The 21,681-nt window shown below is 64.3% G+C and carries 17 protein-coding genes; 4 read left to right on the top strand and 13 right to left on the bottom strand.

Annotated features, from left to right (window positions below; all coding sequences use genetic code 11):
- Window positions 1-99: 99 nt before the first annotated feature.
- The 4 genes from pheA to mtnA all read right to left on the bottom strand — a co-directional run bounded on the left by pheA (window position 100) and on the right by mtnA (window position 6,732).
- Window positions 100-1,194: a prephenate dehydratase gene (gene pheA, locus IRZ77_RS18110; protein ID WP_013971453.1), complete on the bottom strand. Its 1,095-nt coding sequence runs from the start codon at window positions 1,192-1,194 to the stop codon at window positions 100-102.
- The gene (gene serC / locus IRZ77_RS18105; protein ID WP_162491229.1) at window positions 1,194-2,279 is read right to left on the bottom strand and encodes a 3-phosphoserine/phosphohydroxythreonine transaminase; all 1,086 of its coding nucleotides are present in this window, start codon (window positions 2,277-2,279) and stop codon (window positions 1,194-1,196) included. The genes pheA and serC overlap by 1 nt, the downstream gene beginning before the upstream one ends.
- 257 nt (window positions 2,280-2,536) lie before the next feature.
- Entirely contained in the window at window positions 2,537-5,302 is a 2,766-nt protein-coding gene (gene gyrA / locus IRZ77_RS18100; RefSeq protein WP_085601025.1) for a DNA gyrase subunit A, read from the bottom strand.
- Between the two features lie 353 nt (window positions 5,303-5,655).
- Window positions 5,656-6,732 (bottom strand): S-methyl-5-thioribose-1-phosphate isomerase, encoded by a 1,077-nt coding sequence (gene mtnA / locus IRZ77_RS18095; protein WP_085601024.1) that lies wholly within the window; start codon window positions 6,730-6,732, stop codon window positions 5,656-5,658.
- 111 nt (window positions 6,733-6,843) lie between these two features.
- Between mtnA and ubiG the strand changes: the two genes are divergently transcribed.
- The 3 genes from ubiG to IRZ77_RS18080 all read left to right on the top strand — a co-directional run bounded on the left by ubiG (window position 6,844) and on the right by IRZ77_RS18080 (window position 9,108).
- Window positions 6,844-7,542, top strand: a complete 699-nt coding sequence (gene ubiG / locus IRZ77_RS18090; RefSeq protein ID WP_025338098.1) for a bifunctional 2-polyprenyl-6-hydroxyphenol methylase/3-demethylubiquinol 3-O-methyltransferase UbiG — start codon at window positions 6,844-6,846, stop codon at window positions 7,540-7,542.
- Window positions 7,543-7,544: 2 nt separating this feature from the next.
- Complete coding sequence (gene mupP / locus IRZ77_RS18085) at window positions 7,545-8,216, top strand: N-acetylmuramic acid 6-phosphate phosphatase MupP (RefSeq protein WP_108480530.1); 672 nt, start codon at window positions 7,545-7,547, stop codon at window positions 8,214-8,216.
- A 151-nt stretch (window positions 8,217-8,367) separates the two neighbouring features.
- Window positions 8,368-9,108 (top strand): YciK family oxidoreductase, encoded by a 741-nt coding sequence (locus tag IRZ77_RS18080; protein WP_108480529.1) that lies wholly within the window; start codon window positions 8,368-8,370, stop codon window positions 9,106-9,108.
- A gap of 118 nt (window positions 9,109-9,226) precedes the next feature.
- On the opposite strand, the gene IRZ77_RS18075 is transcribed toward IRZ77_RS18080, so the two are convergent.
- The 7 genes from IRZ77_RS18075 to IRZ77_RS18045 all read right to left on the bottom strand — a co-directional run bounded on the left by IRZ77_RS18075 (window position 9,227) and on the right by IRZ77_RS18045 (window position 17,171).
- Window positions 9,227-10,012 carry a TenA family transcriptional regulator gene (locus IRZ77_RS18075; RefSeq protein WP_085601023.1) on the bottom strand — a complete coding sequence of 262 codons (786 nt, stop codon included), beginning with the start codon at window positions 10,010-10,012 and terminating at the stop codon, window positions 9,227-9,229.
- A 30-nt stretch (window positions 10,013-10,042) separates the two neighbouring features.
- Window positions 10,043-12,499, bottom strand: a complete 2,457-nt coding sequence (locus IRZ77_RS18070) for an EAL domain-containing protein (protein WP_046615548.1) — start codon at window positions 12,497-12,499, stop codon at window positions 10,043-10,045.
- A gap of 226 nt (window positions 12,500-12,725) precedes the next feature.
- Window positions 12,726-14,558 (bottom strand): ABC transporter ATP-binding protein, encoded by a 1,833-nt coding sequence (locus IRZ77_RS18065; RefSeq protein WP_046615549.1) that lies wholly within the window; start codon window positions 14,556-14,558, stop codon window positions 12,726-12,728.
- Window positions 14,551-15,183 (bottom strand): DsbA family protein, encoded by a 633-nt coding sequence (locus tag IRZ77_RS18060; RefSeq protein WP_085601022.1) that lies wholly within the window; start codon window positions 15,181-15,183, stop codon window positions 14,551-14,553. The genes IRZ77_RS18065 and IRZ77_RS18060 overlap by 8 nt, the downstream gene beginning before the upstream one ends.
- Before the next feature lie 3 nt (window positions 15,184-15,186).
- Window positions 15,187-16,119, bottom strand: a complete 933-nt coding sequence (gene trhO / locus IRZ77_RS18055; protein ID WP_108480527.1) for an oxygen-dependent tRNA uridine(34) hydroxylase TrhO — start codon at window positions 16,117-16,119, stop codon at window positions 15,187-15,189.
- Window positions 16,120-16,339: 220 nt separating this feature from the next.
- Window positions 16,340-16,636: a BolA family protein gene (locus tag IRZ77_RS18050; protein ID WP_003252644.1), complete on the bottom strand. Its 297-nt coding sequence runs from the start codon at window positions 16,634-16,636 to the stop codon at window positions 16,340-16,342.
- A 10-nt stretch (window positions 16,637-16,646) separates the two neighbouring features.
- Window positions 16,647-17,171 (bottom strand): DUF2059 domain-containing protein, encoded by a 525-nt coding sequence (locus IRZ77_RS18045; RefSeq protein ID WP_003259051.1) that lies wholly within the window; start codon window positions 17,169-17,171, stop codon window positions 16,647-16,649.
- 155 nt (window positions 17,172-17,326) lie between these two features.
- Between IRZ77_RS18045 and IRZ77_RS18040 the strand changes: the two genes are divergently transcribed.
- Entirely contained in the window at window positions 17,327-18,721 is a 1,395-nt protein-coding gene (locus IRZ77_RS18040) for a class II fumarate hydratase (RefSeq protein ID WP_046615553.1), read from the top strand.
- A 122-nt stretch (window positions 18,722-18,843) separates the two neighbouring features.
- Here IRZ77_RS18040 and IRZ77_RS18035 read toward each other — a convergent pair whose 3' ends face one another.
- Both IRZ77_RS18035 and pap read right to left on the bottom strand, forming a co-directional pair.
- A complete protein-coding gene (locus IRZ77_RS18035) occupies window positions 18,844-19,806 on the bottom strand; it encodes a DMT family transporter (RefSeq protein ID WP_085601020.1) in 963 nt (320 codons plus the stop codon).
- A gap of 254 nt (window positions 19,807-20,060) precedes the next feature.
- Window positions 20,061-21,554, bottom strand: a complete 1,494-nt coding sequence (gene pap / locus IRZ77_RS18030) for a polyphosphate:AMP phosphotransferase (protein WP_153671195.1) — start codon at window positions 21,552-21,554, stop codon at window positions 20,061-20,063.
- Window positions 21,555-21,681 lie beyond the last annotated feature (127 nt).

Here is a 21,681-nt window from a genome sequence, read left to right as displayed (position 1 = left end):
TCGCGGGCACGCCCGCTCCCACAGAGTTCGACATCACGCTGTCACTGTGGGAGCGGGCGTGCCCGCGAAGGGCTGCAAAGCAGCCCCAAAGGCCTTGAATCAAAGCACCGCCTTCGGATACGAACCCAGCACCTTCAGCGCCACAGCCTCCTGGCTGATCTGCTCGAGCACCGCCTTGATCAGCGGGTCGCGGTGGTGGCCGACGAAGTCGATGAAGAACACGTAGGTCCACTTGCCGCTGCGCGACGGGCGGGTCTCGATGCGAGTCAGGTCGATGCCGTTCTGGTGGAACGGTACCAGCAGCTCGTGCAAGGCACCCGGCTTGTTGCTCATCGATACGATGATCGAGGTCTTGTCGTCGCCGGTCGGCGGTACTTCCTGGTTGCCGATCATCAGGAAGCGCGTGGAGTTGTCCGGGCGGTCTTCGATCTTTTCGGCCAGGCGAGTCAACCCGTACAGGTTGGCCGCCATGTCACCGGCGATCGCCGCCGAATTCCACTCGCCCTTGACCCGCTTGGCCGCCTCGGCATTGCTCGATACTGCCACGCGCTCCACATTCGGGTAATGCGCATCCAGCCACTTGCGGCACTGGGCCAGCGACTGGGCGTGGGAGTAGATGCGGGTGATGCTGTCGGTCTTTGTGTTCTCGCCCACCAGCAGGTGGTGGTGGATGCGCAACTCGACCTCGCCGCAAATCACCATGTCGTGCTCGAGGAAGCTGTCCAGGGTGTGGCTGACCGCGCCTTCGGTGGAGTTTTCCACCGGCACCACGCCAAAGTTGACGGCACCGGCCGCCACTTCGCGGAACACTTCGTCGATGGCCGCCATCGGCCGGCTGATCACCGCGTGGCCGAAGTGTTTCATGGCCGCGGCCTGGGTGAAGGTGCCTTCAGGGCCGAGGTAGGCGATTTTCAGAGGCTCTTCCAGGGCCAGGCACGACGACATGATTTCGCGGAACAGCCGCGCCATCTCTTCGTTGTCCAGCGGGCCCTTGTTGCGCTCCATCACGCGCTTGAGCACGGCAGCTTCACGCTCGGGGCGGTAGAACACCGGCTTTTCGCCTTCCGCCAGCGAGGCGGTCTTGACCTTGGCCACTTCCTGGGCGCAGCGGGCGCGCTCGCTGATCAGCTCGAGGATCTTCTCGTCGAGGCTGTCGATGCGAACGCGCAGCGCCTTCAGTTCGTGCTCGGACATCAGCCGTGCTCCTTCTCGAATTCGGCCATGTAGGCCACCAGGGCTTCGACTGCTTCAAGGCCCAGGGCGTTGTAGATGGAGGCGCGCATGCCGCCTACCGAACGATGGCCCTTGAGGTTGAGCAGGCCACGGGCGTCGGCGCCGGCGAGGAAGGCCTTGTCCAGGCGCTCGTCAGCCAGGCGGAACGGCACGTTCATCCACGAACGGGCGTTGTGGCTGATCGGGTTGGTGTAGAACTCGCTGCTGTCGATGAAACCGTACAGGCGGTCTTTCTTGGCGCGGTTGCGCTGCTCCATGGCATCGACGCCGCCCTGCTCTTTCAGCCATTCGAACACCAGGCCCGAGAGGTACCAGGAGTAGGTGGCCGGGGTGTTGTACATCGAGCCGTTGTCGGCCGAGACCTTGTAGTCGAGCATGGTCGGGCAGCTGCTGCGGGCGCGGCCCAGCAGGTCTTCGCGCACGATCACCACTACCAGGCCGCTCGGGCCGATGTTCTTCTGCGCGCCGGCGTAGATCAGGCCGTACTGCGACACGTCGATCGGGCGCGAGAGGATGTCGGACGACATGTCGACCACCAGCGGCACGTCACCGGCTTCCGGCACCCAGTCGAACTGCAGGCCACCGATGGTCTCGTTGGACGCATAGTGCACGTAGGCGGCGTTCTTGGTCAGCTTCCACTCGTTCTGGCCCGGGATGGCCAGGTAGTCGTAGGGCTTGGCGCTGGCGGCGACGTTGACGTTGCCGAAGCGGCGCCCTTCCTCGATGGCCTTTTTCGACCAGATGCCGGTCTCGATGTAGTCGGCGGTGCCGTTTTCCGGCAGCAGGTTCAGCGGGATTTCGGCGAACTGCTGGCTGGCGCCACCCTGCAGGAACAGCACCTTGTAGTTGGAGGGGACGGACAGCAGGTCACGCAGGTCCTGCTCGGCCTTTTCGGCGATGGCCACGTAGTCGTCGCTGCGATGGCTCATTTCCATCACCGACAAGCCCTTGCCACGCCAATCCAGCATCTCGGCCTGAGCGCGCTGCAGAACAGCGTCAGGAAGCGCAGCAGGGCCTGCGCAGAAGTTAAAGGCTCGTTTGCTCACATCCACTCTCGCTCTGCCAAATGGTACAAAATCTTAATTCGGTGCCGACCCGTCAAGACTGTGTCGCCTGCCATGGGCCTGCTTTGCAGGCCATCGCCGGCAAGCCAGCTCCCACAGGGACCGCACAAACCTCAAAGCTCGCGCCGGACCTGTGGGAGCCCGGCTTGCCGGCGATGGGCCGCACAGCGGCCCCAATGACCTGGCCTGATCAGTCAAACGGGGCGACCTTGGTCGCCCCGTTCGGGTTTTACGCTTGCTTACTCCTGCGGGGCCTCTTCGGCGCCAGCAGCTTCTTCGTTGTCTGGCGCTTCAGCCTCGACGCCCTCTTCGTCCGCCTCGATCACATCATCGAGTTCGTCCTCGGAAGGCTCCTGGATACGCTCCAGGCCCACCAGCGTCTCGTCGGCAGCCAGCTTGATCAAGGTCACGCCCTGGGTGTTACGGCCCAGGCTGGACACTTCACCAACGCGGGTACGCACCAGCGTGCCCTGGTCGGAAATCAGCATGATCTCTTCGCCTTCCTGCACCTGGATGGCGCCGATCAGCAGGCCATTGCGCCCCTTTGTGCCCATGGCTATCACGCCCTGGCCACCACGGCCGCGACGCGGGAACTTGGACAGCGGGGTGCGCTTGCCAAAGCCACGCTCGGAGGCAGTGAGGATCTGCGCGCCGGATTCCGGGATCAGCATGGAGATGATCTGCTGGCCCTTGCCCAGCTTCATGCCGCGCACGCCACGGGCGTTACGGCCCATCTCGCGCACCACGCTTTCAGCGAAGCGGATCACCTTGCCAGCGTCGGAGAACATCATGACTTCCTTGGCACCGTCGGTGATGGCCGCAGCGATCAGGGTGTCACCTTCCTTCAGCTTCAGGGCGATCAGGCCGTTGGAGCGCGGACGGGCGAACTGCACCAGCGGGGTCTTCTTCACGGTACCCGAAGCGGTGGCCATGAAGATGTAGGCGCCGGTCGGCTCGGCCACCCACTCAGGGGTATCGCCGTCTTCCTCGTCCACTTCCTCGGCCTCGACCACTTCGCCTTCGAGCACGGTGTCTTCCGCGTCCTCCAGCTCTTCGTCGGCGTCAGCATTCTGCTGCAGGGCCTCGAGGTCGATCTGCAGCATGGCGGTGATGCGCTCACCTTCCTCCAGCGGCAACAGGTTGACCAGCGGGCGACCGCGGGCGGCGCGGGACGCTTCAGGGATGTCGTAGGTCTTCAGCCAGTACACCTTGCCCTTGCTGGAGAACAACAGCAGGGTGGCGTGGCTGTTGGCAACCAGCAGGTGCTCGACGTAGTCCTCGTCCTTCACACCGGTAGCCGACTTGCCTTTGCCGCCCCGGCGCTGGGCCTGGTAGGCGGACAGCGGCTGGGTCTTGGCGTAGCCGCCGTGGGAGATGGTCACCACGCGCTCTTCTTCCGGGATCATGTCGCCGTAGTTGAGGTCGTGGCGCGCATCGAGGATTTCGGTACGGCGGGCATCGCCATATTCGGCGCGGATAGCTTCCAGCTCTTCGCGGATCACTTCCATCAGGCGCTCGGCGCTGCTGAGGATGCGGATCAGTTCGCCGATCTGCTCGAGGATTTCCTGGTACTCGGCCAGCAGCTTCTCGTGCTCCAGGCCGGTCAGGCGGTGCAGGCGCAGGTCGAGAATGGCCTGGGCCTGTTCCGGCGACAGGTAGTACTTGCCTTCACGCAGGCCGTACTGCTCCGGCAGGTCCTCGGGGCGGCAGGAATCGGCGCCGGCACGCTCGACCATGACCTGCACGGCACTGGATTCCCAGGCAGTGGAAACCAGGGCTTCCTTGGCTTCGGACGGGGTCGGCGAGGCCTTGATCAGGGCGATGACCGGGTCGATGTTGGACAGCGCGACCGCCTGGCCTTCAAGGATATGGCCGCGTTCGCGGGCCTTGCGCAGCTCGAACACGGTACGGCGGGTCACCACTTCACGGCGGTGACGCACGAACGCTTCGAGCAGGTCCTTGAGGTTGAGCAGGCGCGGACGGCCGTCGACCAGGGCCACCACGTTGATGCCGAATACGCTCTGCAGCTGGGTTTGCTGGTAGAGGTTGTTGAGCACCACCTCCGGCACCTCGCCACGGCGCAGCTCGATGACGATGCGCATGCCGTCCTTGTCGGACTCGTCGCGCAGCTCGGTGATGCCTTCGATCTTCTTCTCTTTGACCAGCTCGGCGATCTTCTCGATCAGGCGAGCCTTGTTCAGCTGGTACGGCAGCTCGGTAACCACGATCTGCTGGCGGCCACCGACCTTGTCGATGTCTTCGACCTCGGAGCGGGCACGCATGTAGATGCGACCCCGGCCGGTACGATAGGCCTCGATGATGCCCTGACGGCCGTTGATCAGGCCTGCAGTCGGGAAGTCCGGGCCAGGGATGTGCTGCATCAGCTCATCGATGGTGACTTCGGGGTTGTCGATGAGCGCCAGGCAGCCATCGATGACCTCGCCGAGGTTGTGCGGCGGGATGTTGGTCGCCATGCCCACGGCGATACCGCTGGAGCCGTTGACCAGCAGGTTGGGAATACGGGTCGGCATGACCGCCGGGATCTGCTCGGTGCCGTCATAGTTTGGCACCCAGTCGACGGTCTCCTTGTGCAGGTCGGCCAGCAGCTCGTGGGCCAGCTTGGCCATGCGCACTTCGGTGTATCGCATGGCGGCGGCGTTGTCGCCGTCCACCGAACCGAAGTTGCCCTGGCCGTCGACCAGCAGGTAGCGCAGCGAGAACGGCTGGGCCATACGCACGATGGTGTCGTAGACCGCGGTGTCGCCGTGCGGGTGGTATTTACCGATCACGTCACCGACCACACGGGCGGATTTCTTGTACGGCTTGTTCCAGTCGTTGCCCAGTTCGCTCATCGCATAGAGAACGCGACGATGCACGGGCTTCAAGCCGTCACGCGCATCGGGCAGCGCTCGCCCGACAATCACGCTCATCGCGTAGTCGAGGTAGGACTGTCTCAGTTCGTCTTCGATATTGACCGGGAGGATTTCTTTGGCCAGTTCGCCCATGAGAAGCCTGATTCCTTTTTCTGGTGAAACTTCGCAGCTCCATCAAGGGCCGAACGAAGCTCGCCGCCGCAACGCATAAGGGTGCGACGACTTACGACAAATCAATGAGTTGTGCCATGGATCTGCGCAATGAAGGCCGCCGTGGTGGGCGGTCTTGGAAACTGCCGGATGTTATCACAAAGGCAGGGGCGGTGGGGAGATGTGGCAGGTGGCCTCACACGAGGTTGAATCTTCGGATTTTCACTGGCTTCTTCGCGGGCACGCCCGCTCCCACAGGGATATCGCAACACTCGAGAGTGGTGGTGTCCCTGTGGGAGCGGGCGTGCCCGCGAAGAGGCCAGCGAGGTTTCCGATCAGTGCAGGCGCTTGCGGCAGACCAATTGTGCCAGCTTGGCGGCATCCGGCCGCTCGACGATACCGCGCTCGGTCACGATCACATCGATCAGGTCGGCCGGGGTCACATCGAATACCGGGTTGAACACCTCCACATCCGGCGCCACCCGGGTGCCGCCGATGTCCAGCAACTCGTCGGCAGCGCGTTCTTCCAGCGGGATGTCCTCGCCCGTGGCCAGGTTCAGGTCAATGCTGGTGCTCGGCGCCACCACCATGAATCGCACGCCGTGGTGCATGGCGCTGACCGCCAGCTGGTAGGTACCGATCTTGCCGGCCACGTCGCCGTTGGCGGCGATGCAGTCCGCCCCCACCACCACCCAGGTGATGCCCTTCATCTTCATCAGGTGGGCCAGCGCCGAGTCGGCGCACAGGGTCACCGGGATGCCTTCGTTGGCCAGTTCCCAGGCAGTCAGGCGCGAACCATGCAGCCAGGGGCGGGTCTCGCCGGCATACACCCGCTCGACCATGCCCTCCAGGTAACCGGCGCGGATCACCCCCAGGGCGGTACCGAAGCCACCACAGGCAAGGGCGCCGGCATTACCGTATGTGAGCAGGGCCTGGGCGTTGCCCTGGTGGCGGCGGATCAGCTCGATACCGTGCTGGGCCATGGTCAGGTTGGCTTCGCGGTCACTTTCATGGATGGCCACCGCTTCGGCCTCCAGCGCCGCCAGCACGCCTTCGTCCGGACGCAGCCGCTGCAGGCGCTCACGCATGCGGTTCAGCGCCCAGAACAGGTTGGCGGCGGTAGGGCGCGCTTCAGCCAGGACGAGGAAGTCTTCTTCCAGGTCCATTTCCCAGTCGCCGCCCTCGGCCAGCCGCTCTTCCAGGGCCAGCACCAGGCCATAGGCCGCGGCAATGCCGATGGCCGAGGCGCCGCGCACGGCCATGTCGCGGATCGCCACTGCCACCTGCGCGACATTGTCGCAGGCCAGCCAGCGTTCTTCCGACGGCAGCAGGCGCTGGTCGAGCAGGTGCAAGACGCCGCCCTGCCAGCGGATCCCGGTCACCTTCTCCGCCGCCAAAAGTCGCTCGCGCATCGCCTCTCCCCGTCGTTCGGATATCAAAAGCCGGCGATTATAGCGACCCTCGGGGCCGAGCGCTCGGGTATACTCCGGCGCAATTTTGCGAAGTTTCAGAGGACTGTTCTAATGAGCAACGTCGACCGCGCCGAAATCGCCAAGTTCGAAGCGCTGGCCCACCGCTGGTGGGACCGCGAAAGCGAGTTCAAGCCGCTGCACGAAATCAACCCGCTGCGCGTCAACTGGATCGACGAGCGCGCCAGCCTCGCCGGCAAGAAAGTGCTGGACGTGGGTTGCGGCGGCGGCATCCTCAGCGAGGCGATGGCCCTGCGCGGTGCCACGGTCACCGGCATCGACATGGGCGAGGCGCCACTGGCGGTGGCCCAGCTGCACCAGCTGGAGTCGGGCGTGCAGGTGGAATACCGGCAGATCACCGCCGAAGCCCTGGCCGAGGAAATGCCTGAACAGTTCGACGTGGTCACCTGCCTGGAAATGCTCGAGCACGTGCCCGACCCGTCTTCGGTCATCCGCGCCTGCTACCGCATGGTAAAGCCGGGCGGCCAGGTGTTCTTCTCCACCATCAACCGCAACCCCAAGGCTTACCTGCTGGCCATCGTCGGCGCCGAGTACATCCTGAAGATGCTGCCGCGCGGTACCCACGACTTCAAGAAGTTCATCCGCCCATCCGAGCTGGGCGCCTGGAGCCGTGTTGCCGGCCTGCAGGTGAAAGACATCATCGGCCTGACCTACAACCCGCTGACCAAGCACTACAAGCTCAGCAGCGACGTTGACGTCAACTACATGATCCAGACCCTGCGCGAGGAATGAGCATGCGTTTGCAAGCAGTACTCTTCGACATGGACGGCACCTTGCTCGACACGGCGCCGGACTTCATCGCCATCTGCCAGGCCATGCTCGCCGAGCGCGGCCTGCCGGCCGTCGATGACAAGTTGATCCGCGACGTGATCTCGGGCGGTGCCCGGGCAATGGTCGCCGCGACCTTCGCCATGAGCCCGGAGGCCGAGGGCTTCGAGGCGCTGCGCCTGGAGTTCCTCGAGCGCTACCAGCGTGACTGTGCGGTGCACAGCAAGCTGTTCGACGGCATGGCCGAGCTGCTGGCCGACATCGAGAAAGGCAACCTGCTGTGGGGCGTGGTCACCAACAAGCCGGTGCGCTTCGCCGAGCCGATCATGCAGCAACTGGGCCTGGCCGAGCGGTCGGCGCTGCTGATCTGCCCGGACCATGTCAAGAACAGCAAGCCCGACCCCGAGCCGCTGATCCTCGCCTGCAAGACCCTGGGCCTGGAGCCGGCCAGCGTGCTGTTCGTCGGCGACGACCTGCGCGACATCGAGTCTGGCCGCGACGCCGGCACCCGCACAGCGGCGGTGCGCTACGGCTATATTCATCCAGAGGACAACCCCAACAACTGGGGCGCCGACGTGGTGGTGGACCACCCGCTGGAACTGCGCAAGGTGATCGACAGCGCGCTGTGCGGCTGCTGAACCCCGTCTAGACCGCAGCACAGCCCCTGTGGGAGCGGGTTCACCCGCGAATGCGCCAGCCCAGGCGACACCGGCGCCTGATAGTACGCATTCGCGGGCAAACCCGCTCCCACGGGGAGGGTGCCGCGCCAACGAACTCGAAGGACCTACCATGTTCGACTACACCGCCCGCCCCGACCTGCTGCAAGGTCGGGTCATCCTGGTTACCGGTGCCGGCCGCGGCATCGGCGCCGCTGCTGCCAAGGCCTACGCTGCGCTGGGCGCCACCGTGCTGCTGCTGGGCAAGACCGAGGCCAACCTCAACGAGATCTACGACCAGATCGAAGCCGCCGGGCACCCGCAACCGGTGGTGATCCCGTTCAACCTGGAAACCGCCCTGCCCCACCAGTACGACGAACTGGCGGTGATGATCGAGGACCAGTTCGGCCGCCTCGACGGCCTGCTGAACAACGCTTCGATCATCGGCCCGCGCACGCCGCTGGAGCAGCTGTCGGGTGACAACTTCATGCGCGTGATGCACATCAACGTCAATGCCACCTTCATGCTCACCAGCACCCTGCTGCCGCTGCTGAAGCTGTCGGAAGACGCTTCGGTGGTGTTCACCAGCAGCAGCGTCGGGCGCAAGGGCCGGGCCTACTGGGGCGCCTACGGCGTGTCCAAGTTCGCCACCGAGGGCCTGATGCAAACCCTGGCCGATGAACTGGAAGGCGTGGCACCGGTGCGCGCCAACAGCATCAACCCGGGTGCCACGCGCACGGCGATGCGGGCACAGGCCTACCCCAGCGAAAACCCGCAGAACAACCCGCTGCCGGAAGAGATCATGCCGGTATACCTGTACCTGATGGGGCCGGACAGCAAAGGGGTGAATGGGCAGGCGTTCAACGCCCAGTAGGCCTGCACCGGCCTCTTCGCGGGCACGCCCGCTCCCACAGGATCACCACAGCCCTTGAGGACTGCGCCATACCTGTGGGAGCGGGCATGCCCGCGAAGAGGCCGGGACAGGAGAGCGATCAGCCCGCTGCCAACACCGGGCGCATGCGCCCCTGTTGGCGCCCTTCCAGCTGCATGCACCGTTCCAGGAACAGGTACATGCAGTCATAACTCTTGCAAATCGCCTTGCGCAGTTCATTGCGCAGCCCCTGGGTCGGGTTCTCGCCGGCCAGGGTGCAGATGATCTCCAGCGCCTCCCACGGGTGCGCATCGTCATACTGGGCATGCATCTTCAGCCACTTCATCGCCCGCTTGCGCTGATCCTCCGGGAAGCCCTGCGCATAGGTGTCGGTGGAGCACACCACCGCCGACCATTCACCGGTCGCACCTTCGATGGCGTAATTGGTCGCCGCCATGGAAATGGCCAGGTTCTCGGTGGCGCACACGCGCCAGCACCAGTCATTCAGGCCGTTCAGCTCTGGCGGCACATCCTGGGCCTGCAGCTCGTGCAGGTGCACGCCATGCGCCTGGCACCAGTTCACCCAGTAGTCAGCGTGGTTGAGCTCGACACGGATGTTGCGCATCAGCCAGCGCCGCGCCATGTCTTCGCCCTGATGGCGGCCATAGCGGGTCTTGGTCAGGTTGTGGGCCATGTACAGCGAAAACTGCTCCACCACCGGCCAGCCACCTATCAGGTACTGGCGAATGGTCGATTGCTTCAGCTGGCCATCGCGCAGGCGCGCGTAGAACTCATGCTCCACTACCCGGCGCTTGCTCTCGCGGCAGTCTTCAATCAGTTGCTGGGCCCATTGGGGGTAACTGGCGGGGTCCATCAAAGGCCCGATACGAACGAATGCGTCAATCACTTTCAGCTCCTTGATCCTTGTGATTTCTAGCTAGCGAAACGTGCCAGGTGCCCGCTGCAACAGAGGCCGGGCGGCGATCCGTTGGCGCTGCAGACTGTCACAGGTGAACACCTGAGGGCGTTCGATGAGATAGCCCTGGGCGTAATCCACGCCAATTTCCTGCAAGGCCTGCTCGATCAAGGGTGTTTCGACGAATTCGGCGATGGTGCGCTTGCCCATTACATGACCGATATGGTTGATGACCTCGACCATGGCCCGGTTGACCGGGTCGTCGAGCATGTCCTTGACGAAACTCCCGTCGATCTTCAGGTAGTCCACAGGCAAATGCTTGAGATAGGCGAACGACGACATGCCGGCGCAGAAATCATCGAGCGAGAAGCGACAACCGAGCCCCTTCAATTCGTTGATGAAGCGGATGGCGCTGCCAAGGTTGGCTATGGCGCTGGTTTCGGTGATTTCGAAACAGATCATCCGTGGCGGAATGGCGTATTCGACGAACAGGCGCTGCAGGTACTCGAGGAACTTGTCATCGCCAATGCTCGACCCCGACAGGTTGATTGCGCAGATCGACAACGGCCCCTCGCGCCCTTCGTCCAGGCATTGGCGGATGACCAGGAACACATTGCGCACCACCCAGCGGTCCAGCGCGGTCATCAGGCCGTAGCGCTCGGCCGCCGGGATGAAGCTGCTGGGCAGGATGGTACGCCCGCTTTCGTCGTGCAGGCGCAGCAGGATTTCGATATGCCCGGGGCCCTCGAAGGTTTTCAGTGGGGCGATTTCCTGGGCGTACAGGCAGAAGCGGTTTTCTTCCAGGGCCACGTGCAAGCGCTGGATCCAGGCCATTTCGCCAAAGCGCATGGACAGTTCGCTGTCGTCGGCATGGTACACCTGCACGCGGTTGCGGCCCTTTTCCTTGGCCATGTAGCAAGCCATGTCGGCGGCGCGCAGCGAGGTCTCGAGGGTGCCGGGGGACTGGGCCATGTGCACCAGGCCGACGCTGACGGTGGTGACGAACGGCCGCCCTTTCCACACGAAATGCAGGCTCTGCACCAGCTGGCGCAGCTGCTCGGCAATGCGCTCGGCCTGGTCGGGCGGGCAGTTTTCCAGCAGCACGCCAAATTCATCCCCACCCAGCCGCGCCAGGGTGTCGCCTTCGCGCAGGCCGGACTGCAGCACGGCGCAGATGTGCCGCAGCAGCTCGTCGCCAGCGGCATGCCCGCAGGTATCGTTGACCAGCTTGAACTGGTCGAGGTCGAGGAACATCAGCGAATGCCGCCCGGCCTGGCGCGCCAGGTCATTGAGTGCCTGCTCCAGGCGGTATTCGAACTCGCGGCGGTTGGCCAGGCCGGTCAGGGCGTCGTGGGTCGCCTGCCAGGACAGGTTGGCGATGTACTGGCGCTCCTGGGTCATGTCGTGCAGCACCAGCACGATGCCGCTGACCTGGCCGTCATTGACGATCGGCGAGCCGACCAGGTTGACCGACACGGTGCTACCGTCCAGGCGCTGGATCAGCCGGGCATGCTCGGCGCCACCCTTGAGGCTGCCGCTGAGCACCTGTTCGACCAGGCTGCGGCCATCTTCCTCGGCCTGCTCGTCCACCAGGCTGAACAGCGCCGACAGCGGCAAGCCCTGGGCCTGGCCGGCCTGCCAGTGGGTCAGTTGCTCGGCGGCCGGGTTCATGTAGCCGATACTGCCCTCCACATCGGCGGTAATCACCGCATCGCCAATGGCCTGCAGGGTGATCTGCGCCCGCTCCTTTTCTTCCTGCAGGGCGCTGGCAAAGGCCTGGCGCTGGGCCAGCAGCTTGCTGGAGCGGCGCCAGGCAATGGCAATCAGGAACATCGCGGTCAGCAGGTTGGTGATCAGCAGCACCCGCAGCAACATGCGCGAGCCCTCGCCCAAGGCATCGCTGAACGCCTTGGCGGCCGGGGTTACCCCTTCGTTGATGGTGACGATGCGCGCCTTCCAGTCGCTGAGCGTGCGGGCGTCGACCGGGCCAGCAGCAAAGCTGCTGCGCATTTCCATGGCCAGCATATCCAGCTTGCCCAGGTAGTCGTCGCCGATATCCCAGTAGTCGATGGCCGTCTGCATGTAGCTGACGTTGCGAAAGTTGCGGTAGAACCAGATGATCCGCTCGACATCGTCGGGGTGGTTGCCGCCTTGCAGCACGGCCTGGCGCGCGGCGTCCAGGTCGGGGCTGGGCTGGTCCAGCACTTCGCGCAGCTGGTGGTCGCCCTGGGGCACAGTGATGGCCTGGCGATAACGATGGTAGGTGCTGTCGTCGCGGGTTTCGCCGTACAGGGTGAGGTAGTAGATGGCGTCTTTCTGCGCCTTGGACCACAGGCTTTCGCCCGCGACATAGGCACGCACGGCCGAGAGCGTATAAAGGCTGAGGCTGCCCAAGGCTACCTGGAAGACCACAACAGCGATGAAGGGCCAGGTGATGCCGAGCAACTTTGGCGCTTCTAGAGTGCGATGTCCCTTCATGGAGTCCCTGTCACAGAGCAGATAAGGCGCAAATCAACCCAGACAAAGCACAGCGTAGGCCATTTGCCATCCTCGCGGATGGGTTTTTTATGACAGGGAACCCGGGGGCCTGCACGGCCTTCCCGGCCCTATCGCCGGCAGGCCAGCTCCCACAGGTACCCCACAATGCTCAGGCATGTGGTAATCCTTTAGGAGCTGGCTTGCCGGCGATAGGGCCCCCACAAACTCAGCTCTGCTGCAGGTGCCCATACAACTTGGCATACAACCCACCCTCGGCAATCAGCTGCTGGTGGTCACCATCCTCGGCCACATGCCCGCCATCGAACACCAGCACCCGGTCGGCCTGTTTCACCGCCGACAGGCGGTGGGCGATGATCAGTGTGGTGCGGCCGCTGAGGAAGCGCGCCAGGGCCTGGTGCAGGTTGTATTCGGTGGCAGCATCCAGGGCCGAGGTGGCCTCGTCGAGGATCACCACCTTGGGTTCGGCCAGCACCATGCGGGCAATGGCCAGGCGCTGCCGCTGGCCACCGGACAAGCGCACGCCGGAGCGCCCCACCACACTGTCCAGGCCCTGCGGCAGGGCGGCGATGGTCGCATCAAGCTGGGCAATGCGCAGCGCCTGCCAGCAGGCCTCGTCGCTGCAGTCACGGCCCATGGTCAGGTTGGCGCGCACGGTGTCGTTGAACAACGACGGGTGCTGCAACACTACCGCGACGTTTTCACGCAGGGTTTCCAGGCCGATTTCCTGCAGGCTGGCACCGCCAAAGCGGATGGTGCCGGCCTGGGCGCTATAAAGGCCCAGAAGCAGCTGCACCAGGGTGCTCTTGCCACCACCGCTGGCGCCGACGATCGCCACCTTCTCGCCCGGGGCGATGGACAGGTCGAGGTGCTCGAGCACCGGCTCTTCGGCATAGGCAAAGCGCAGGTCGCGCACTTCGATGCCCACCGTCTCGCGGCCGGCGAACGGATCGCTGGCAGCCGGGTACTGCGGCTCGTCGTCGCGTGCCAACAGTTCGTTGAGGCGGCTCAGCGCACCACCGGCGGCGTAATAGGCATATTGCAGGTTGAGCAGCTGCTCCACCGGGCCGATCATGAACCACAGGTAGCTGAACACCGCGAGCATCTGGCCGATCGACAGGTCGGAGAACAGCACGGTAAGCATGGCCGCGGCGCGGAAGATATCGATGCCGAACTGGAACAGCAGGCCACTGGCGCGGCCGCTGGCGTCGCTCTTCCATTGCGAATCCACTGCGTAGTCACGCACTTCGCGGGCGCGCAGGCCAAGGCGACCGAGGAAATAGCCCTGGCGGTTGCCGGCGCGGATCTCCTGAATGGCGTCGAGGGTTTCCGCCAGCGCCTGGGTAAAGCGTGCGGTGCTGTCGTTCTCGAGCTTTTTCAGGTGTTTGACGCGCTTGCCCAACTGCACCGTGAAGTAGATAACCAGCGGGTTGAACAGCAATATCAGCAAGGCCAGCTGCCAGTGCATCCAGATCAGGATGGCCGCCGTGCCGGTCAGGGTCAGCATGGCCACCAGGAAGCGGCTCAGGGTTTCGCCGACAAACTTGTCGAGGGTGTCCAGGTCGGTGACCAGGTGGGTGGTCACCGTACCGCTGCCCAGGCTTTCGTATTCCTTCAGCGAGATGCGCTTGAGCCGCTCGATCAGGCGAATGCGCAGGCGGTAGACGATGTCCTTGGCCAGGCCGGCGAACAGCTTGGCCTGGAGCACGTTGAATGCCAGGGCGGCCAGGCGCAGGCACAGGGTCAGCAGCAACATCAGGCCGATGTAACCTGCCGCCACCTGCCAGTTGGACGGCAGCAGGTGGTTCATCCACTTCAGCGCGGCATCGCCATGGCCCAGCAGCACTTCGTCCACCAGCAGCGGCAGCAGCAGCGGGATAGGCACGCTGCAGCAGGCCGCCAATACGGCGATGAGGTTGGCGGACCAGAGGTTTTTTTTGTGATGCAGGGCCAGGCGGCGGATTTCCGCCCAGCTCAGTCGATCGGCCGCAGTGTGAGGCTTGCCCGGCACCGGGTCGGGTGACCCAGGCACATCAAGCACAGGCGGCCTGCTGCAGCCAGCGGCCGAGCAAGGGTTGCAGGCGCTCCAGCGGCTGGTAGCCGTTGGTCAGCAGGGCCAGCTGGCCATTACGTTCGGCAAGCAAGGTCGGGAAACCGGCGATGCCCAGGTCCTGGGCCCAGCTGAAATCGGCTGCAGTGGCGGCGCGGGTGTCGGCACGGGCGAAGGCCTCGGCGAACACGGGGCGGTCGAAGCCCGCCTGTTCGGCCAGGTCGACCAGATGCGGTGCAACGGTCACGTCCACGCCCTGCTCGTAGAACGAACGCTGGATCAGCGCCAGCAGCGGCCAGACGCGCTCGGCGTCCAGTTCGCGGGCGCTGACCAGGGCACGGCAGGCCGGCTCGGTGTCGTAGACGAAGCCGTCGGGCATGGCCCCCTCGAAGCGGAACGGCTGGCCGGTGGCATCGGCCACCGCCTGCCAGTGCTCGAGGATGTACTTGCGGGTAGAGCTGTCCAGGGCACTGCCGCCGGTACGCAGCCCGCCCGGCACCAGGTGGGTGGGCACACCTGCATCACGCGCCTGGGCGATCAGGGCCGCTGCCACGGGTGCAAAACCCCAGCACCAGGAGCACATCGGGTCCATCACATAAATCAGGCGTGCAGACATGCATCAAGCCTCGGCTTTGTAGTTGTAACCGATCGGGTGCGGCAGGTTGCGGGCCTTGGCCAGCTCGATCTGCTTCTGCCGGTCGATGGCGCTACGCCGGGTCTTTTCGCTCAGGGTGTCCCAGCAATGCGGGCAGCTGACACCTGGCGAATAGTGCTCGGACGCGCGCTCCTCTGCATTGATCGGGTGGCGGCAGGCGTGGCACTGGTCGTACTCGCCTTCGCTCAGGTCATGACGCACCGTGACTCGGTTGTCGAAGACGAAGCAGTCGCCGTCCCACAGGCTTTCTTCCTGAGGCACTTCCTCGAAGTATTTCAGGATGCCGCCCTTAAGATGATAGACCGCCTCGAAGCCTTCACCGAGCATGTAGCTGGAGGCTTTTTCGCAACGGATACCGCCGGTGCAGAACATGGCAACCTTCTTGTGCTTGCTGGGGTCGAAGTTGGCCTTGATGTAATCGGGGAACTCGCGGAAGGTTTCGGTCTTCGGGTCGATGGCGCCCTTGAAGGTACCGATGGCCACTTCGTAGTCGTTGCGGGTGTCGATCAGCAGCACTTCCGGGTCGCTGATCAGCGCGTTCCAGTCCTTGGGCTCGACGTAGGTGCCGACTGCCTTGTTCGGGTCCACGCCCGGTACACCGAGGGTGACGATCTCTTTCTTGAGCTTGACCTTGGTGCGATAGAACGGCTGTTCGTCGCAGTACGATTCCTTGTGGTCGACATCGGCCAGACGCGGGTCTTTGCGCAGCCAGGCCAGCAGGCCGTCGATGCCTTCGCGGGTGGCCGACACGGTGCCGTTGATGCCCTCGTGAGCCAGCAGCAGGGTGCCCTTGACGTTGTTGTCGAGCATGGTCTGGAGCAGCGGCTCGCGCAGCTCGACGTAGTCTTCCAGGGTGACGAACTTGTACAGCGCCGCGACGACGATGGTTTGGGACATGAAGCAGAATCTCCAGGTGGTTGCCCTCGTAAGGGGCGGACCGGGTTACACAAGAAACAGGGGGCCGCTGCGCGCCCCATCGCCGGCAAGCCAGCTCCCACAGGTATTGCGCCACACTCAAGAAGGGCACTTTACCTGTGGGAGCCGGCTTGCCGGCGATGGGCTGCACAGCAGCCCCCTTTTGGGATGTTGCGGATTCTACCAGAACAACAGCAAGGTTTCAGTGCCCGCCGCCCGCGCACACCGGCGAGGCCGGTGCCACGCCGACCTTGGCCCACTCTTCGGCGGTGTAGGTGTGGATGGCCAGGGCATGGATCTCGCCCATCAGCTCACCCATGGTGGCGTACACCTTCTGGTGGCGCTTGACGCTGTTCAACCCGGCAAACTGCTCGCTGACGATCACTGCCTTGTAGTGGGTCTCCTGACCACGACTGTGCATGTGGCTTTCATTGAGCACTTGCAGGTGTTGCGGCGCCAGGGCGGCCAGCTGCTGTTCGATACGCTGTTGCATGGTCATCGCGGCGTACTCACTTCTTCGCCGGGGCGGCGGCCTTGCCAGCGTTCGGGTCCAGTTCCTTGGTCATGTCGTCCAGCAGCTTGTTCACCACCGGTACCGCTGGCTCCAGGCTCTGCTGGGTCAGCTGGGCCGACTGCTGGGTGACCTTGGGCATTTCGCGCAGCACTTTCTTGCCCAGCGGCGATTCGTAGAACTTGACCAGGTCCTTGAGCTCCTGCTCGGTGAAGGTCTGGGTGTAAAGGTCGACCATCTTCGGCTTCAGCTTGTTCCAGCCGATGGCGTTGTCCAGCGCGGCGTTGGCCTTGGCCTGGTAGCTTTCCAGCACCGGCTGCTTGGTGGCCGGGGCCTTGGTCTGGGCGAAACGCTGGGCGAACATCTGCTGGACCTGCATGTACACCGGGGTGCCCAGCTTGTCGGCGTTGGCCAGGGTCAGGAATTTCTCGGCAGCAGCGTTGTGGCTGGCGGTGGCAGCGAGTACCTGGCCGCTGGCGCAAGCCAGGGCAACGGCGGCACAAAGGACACGGAGACGGGTCATTGCATTTCCTTCAGAAGAGAGGGAGGCGGGTACCTCAGAGTAGAGCATTCTGCGCCGTGGTGGCGATGTGCTCAAGTGGCACGACGAGCGACGGAACCGCTCGGTCGAATCAGGGCCTAAACTGCGATTTCGAACTACACAGGAGTGAGTACAGAATGAGCCGTATCGAGACAGACAGCCTGGGCCCGGTCGAAGTTCCTGAGGACGCCTACTGGGGTGCGCAGACCCAGCGTTCGCTCATCAACTTCGCCATTGGCAAGGAACGCATGCCCATCGCGGTGCTGCACGCCCTGGCGCTGATCAAGAAGGCCGCAGCACGCGTAAACGACCGTAACGGCGACTTGCCAGCCGACATCGCCCGGCTGATCGAACAGGCCGCCGACGAAGTGCTGGGCGGCCAGCATGACGACCAGTTCCCGCTGGTGGTCTGGCAGACCGGCAGCGGCACGCAGAGCAACATGAACGTCAACGAAGTGATCGCCGGGCGGGCCAACGAACTGGCCGGCAAGGGCCGTGGCGGCAAGGCGCCCGTGCACCCCAACGACCACGTCAACCGCTCACAGAGTTCCAACGACTGCTTCCCCACCGCCATGCACATCGCTGCGGCGCACGCGGTGCACGACAAGCTGCTGCCGGCCATCGCCGAGCTGTCCTCGGGGCTGGCCGAGCTGTCGGCACGCCACCACAAGCTGGTAAAGACCGGCCGCACGCACATGATGGACGCCACGCCGATCACCTTCGGCCAGGAAGTGTCGGCCTTCGTCGCCCAGCTCGACTACGCCCAGCGTGCCATCCGCGCCACCCTGCCGGCGGTGTGCGAACTGGCCCAGGGCGGCACTGCCGTGGGTACCGGCCTCAACGCCCCGCATGGTTTTGCCGAAGCCATCGCCGCCGAGCTGGCGGCGCTGTCCGGCCTGCCGTTCGTCACTGCGCCGAACAAGTTCGCTGCCCTCGCCGGCCACGAGCCGCTGACCAGCCTGGCCGGCGCCCTGAAAACCCTGGCCGTGGCCCTGATGAAAATCGCCAACGATTTGCGCCTGCTGGGTTCCGGCCCGCGCGCCGGGCTGGCCGAGGTACGCCTGCCGGCCAACGAGCCGGGCAGCTCGATCATGCCAGGCAAGGTCAACCCGACCCAGTGCGAAGCGCTGTCGATGCTGGCCTGCCAGGTGCTGGGCAACGACGCGGCGATCGGCTTTGCCGCCAGCCAGGGGCATTTGCAACTGAACGTGTTCAAGCCGGTGATCATCCACAACCTGCTGCAGTCGATCGAGTTGCTGGCTGACGGCTGCCGCAACTTCCAGCAGCACTGCGTGGCGGGCATCGAGCCGGATGCCGAGCAGATGAAGGCGCACCTGGAACGTGGGCTGATGCTGGTGACGGCGCTGAACCCGCATATTGGCTACGACAAGGCGGCGGAAATTGCCAAGAAGGCCTATGGCGAAGGCAAGACCTTGCGCGAAGCGGCACTGGAGTTGAAGTACCTGACCAATGAGCAGTTCGACCAGTGGGTGAGGCCGGAGAACATGCTGGCTCCGGGGGGCAAGGGCTAAGTTCTTCATTGCCTGTACTGGCCCTATCGCCGGCAAGCCGGCTCCCACAGGTTCCCCATAATGCTCAGGCCTGTGGTAATCCCGTGGGAGTGGCTTGCCGGCGATGGGGCCATTACAGGCGATCAATTAACCTGGGCCAACCGCGCCCTGCGGGCTCGCCACCCGGCCACCAGCGAAGGCCCCAGCGCCACCAACGCAGAGCCCAGCACCACGGTCACCGCCCCCACATAGCCCAGGGCATTGATGTCCTCGGCGTGCACGTACTCAGGCCACACCAACGCCGCCAGCGCCACCGCGACGAAGGTCACCAGCGGGGTCAGCGCCAGAGTGGCACTCACCCGCGACGCCTCCCAGTGCGCCAGCGCCTCGGCGAACGCGCCGTAGGCCACCAGGGTGTTCAGGCAACAGGCCAGCAACAGCCAGCCTTGAACCGGGGTCAGCTGCAACGCCTCCAAGGGGTGGGCCCAAGGCGTCAGCAGCGCGGCGCAGCTGAGGTAGATCACCATCATTACCTGCTGCGAATGCCATACAGTCAGCAGTTGCTTCTGGCTGAGCGCATAGAACACCCAGACACTGGTAGCCAGCAGGATGGTCAGCACGCCGGTGGTGTAGGTACCGAGCGAGGTCAGCAGCTCTTCCAGGCGCTGGTTGAAAAACAGCCCGAACCCCGTCAGCAGGATCAGCAGGCCCACGCCCTGCCCCAGGCTGAAACGCTCGCGGAACACGAACACGCTGGCCACCAGCAACAGCACCGGGCCGATCTGCACGACCAGTTGCGCGGTGCCCGGGCTTAGCAGGTTCAGGCCGATCAGGTACAGCACGTAGTTGCCCATCAGGCCGAACACGGCCACTACCACCAGGCCTTTGCCCTTGGGCGCCAGTTTGCTGAAGGAAGGCAACCTGCGCTTGGCGGCCAGCCAGGCGAACAGCAGGCCACCGGAAACCAGCAGGCGGTACCAGGTGACGGTGACCGGGTCGACCACCTGCAGCACCTGCTTGAGCTTGATCGGCAGGATGCCCCAGAGCAGCGCAGTCAGAAGTGCCAGGAACAGCCCATAGCCCCAGCGGCCGGTAATGGTGTGCATAAAATCCTCGATCAAGCCCGTGGTGGGGGTAGTTGAATTCTACGGGCTTGGAGGACGGGGACGGTGGCAAGTGCCGAGAAAAGAATTCATCAGGTCATTCTTCTGCGGCATGGCTTGGCGGGTGTGCTGCCTGTTCTGGCCTCTTCGCGGGTAAACCCGCTCCCACAGGGATCACACAACATTCAGCCCTGTGGTATTCCTGTGGGAGCGGGTTCACCCGCGAAGAGGCCGGCACAGGCAAACAGGAACTTCGATTATTTCTTGTCCTTGGCAAACGCCGCCTCAAGCGCCTGGTTGATGGTGCGCAACACCTTCACTCGCGCCCAGCGCTTGTCGTTGGCCTCCACCAGCGTCCACGGCGCAATCTCGGTACTGGTGCGGTCGACCATGTCGCCCACCGCCTGGACATACTCGTCCCACTTGTCGCGGTTGCGCCAGTCGTCCTCGGTGATCTTGTAGCGCTTGAACGGGATCTGCTCGCGCTCTTCGAAACGCTCCAGCTGGGTCTGCTGGTCGATCGCCAGCCAGAACTTGACCACCACCGTGCCGGCATTCACCAGCTGCTCCTCGAAATCGTTGATCTCGCTGTAGGCACGCATCCAGTCGGCCGGGCTGCAGAAGCCTTCCACCCGCTCCACCAGCACCCGGCCATACCAGGAACGGTCAAAGATGGTGAACTTGCCACGCGCCGGAATGTGCCGCCAGAACCGCCACAGGTAAGGCTGCGCGCGTTCTTCTTCAGTGGGCGCGGCAATCGGCACGATGCGGTACTGGCGCGGGTCCAGCGCGGCGGCCACGCGGCGGATGGCACCGCCCTTGCCGGCAGCGTCGTTGCCTTCGAACACCGCCACCAGGGCATGCCGGCGCATGTGCTTGTCGCGCAGCAGGCCGGCCAGGCGGGCCTGCTCGGTGACCAGTTGCTCCTGGTAGTCGGGCTTGTCCAGGCGCAGGGTCATGTCCAGCGCGCCGAGCAGGCTGCGCTGGTCGATGCTGCGGCCCAGCGGGGCGACATTGCCCCGGTGCTTGCCTTTGGGGTTGTTGTCCAGTGCCGCCTGCAGGCTTTCCAGCAGGATGCGCCCTACTGCCAGGCTGCGGTAGTTCGGGTCGACGCCCTCGATGACATGCCACGGCGCGTAATCGCGGCTGGTGCGGCGCAGCACGCGCTCACCAAAGCGCACGAAACGGTCGTAGGTTTTTGACTGCTGCCAGTCCAGCGGGCTGATCTTCCAGCTGTGCAGCGGGTCGTCCTTGAGCGACTTCAGCCGCGCCTTCATCTGCTTCTTGGACAGGTGGAACCAGAACTTGATGATCAGTGCACCTTCGTCGCAGAGCATCTCCTCCAGCCGTTCGGCGCCGGTGATGGCCTGGTCGAGCACGGCATCCTTGAACACCCCGTGCACCCGCCCCTGCAGCATCTGGCTGTACCAGTTGCCGAAGAACACGCCCATCCGCCCCTTCGGTGGCAGGGCCCGCCAGTAGCGCCAGGCCGGCGGGCGGGCCAGTTCTTCGTCGGTCTGCTGGTCGAAGGTGAGCACATCGATCATGCGCGGGTCCATCCACTCGTTGAGCAGCTTGACCGTCTCGCCCTTGCCGGCGCCTTCGATACCGTTGATCAGCACGATCACCGGGAAGCGTGCCTGCTGCTTGAGTTCGTACTGGGCTTCGAGCAGGGCCTCGCGCAAAGCGGGTACCTCGGCGTCGTAAGCCTCCTTGTCGATGCTGTGGCCGATTTCTGCGGATTCGAACATGCACTGGCTCCTTCAATGGATAAGCAAGACTAGCGGATTTATGTATCGCCTGTATGGGCCCTATCGCCGGGGGGGCAGCACCCCCCAAGGATAAGACTGTTTGGGGGGGGGGGTGGGCGGGGAGGGC

The organism is Pseudomonas pudica (genome assembly GCF_015680405.1).
Lineage (GTDB): Bacteria > Pseudomonadota > Gammaproteobacteria > Pseudomonadales > Pseudomonadaceae > Aquipseudomonas > Aquipseudomonas pudica.
Note: the sequence above shows the minus strand (reverse complement) of the source record. Positions and strands in the feature narration are given on the sequence as shown.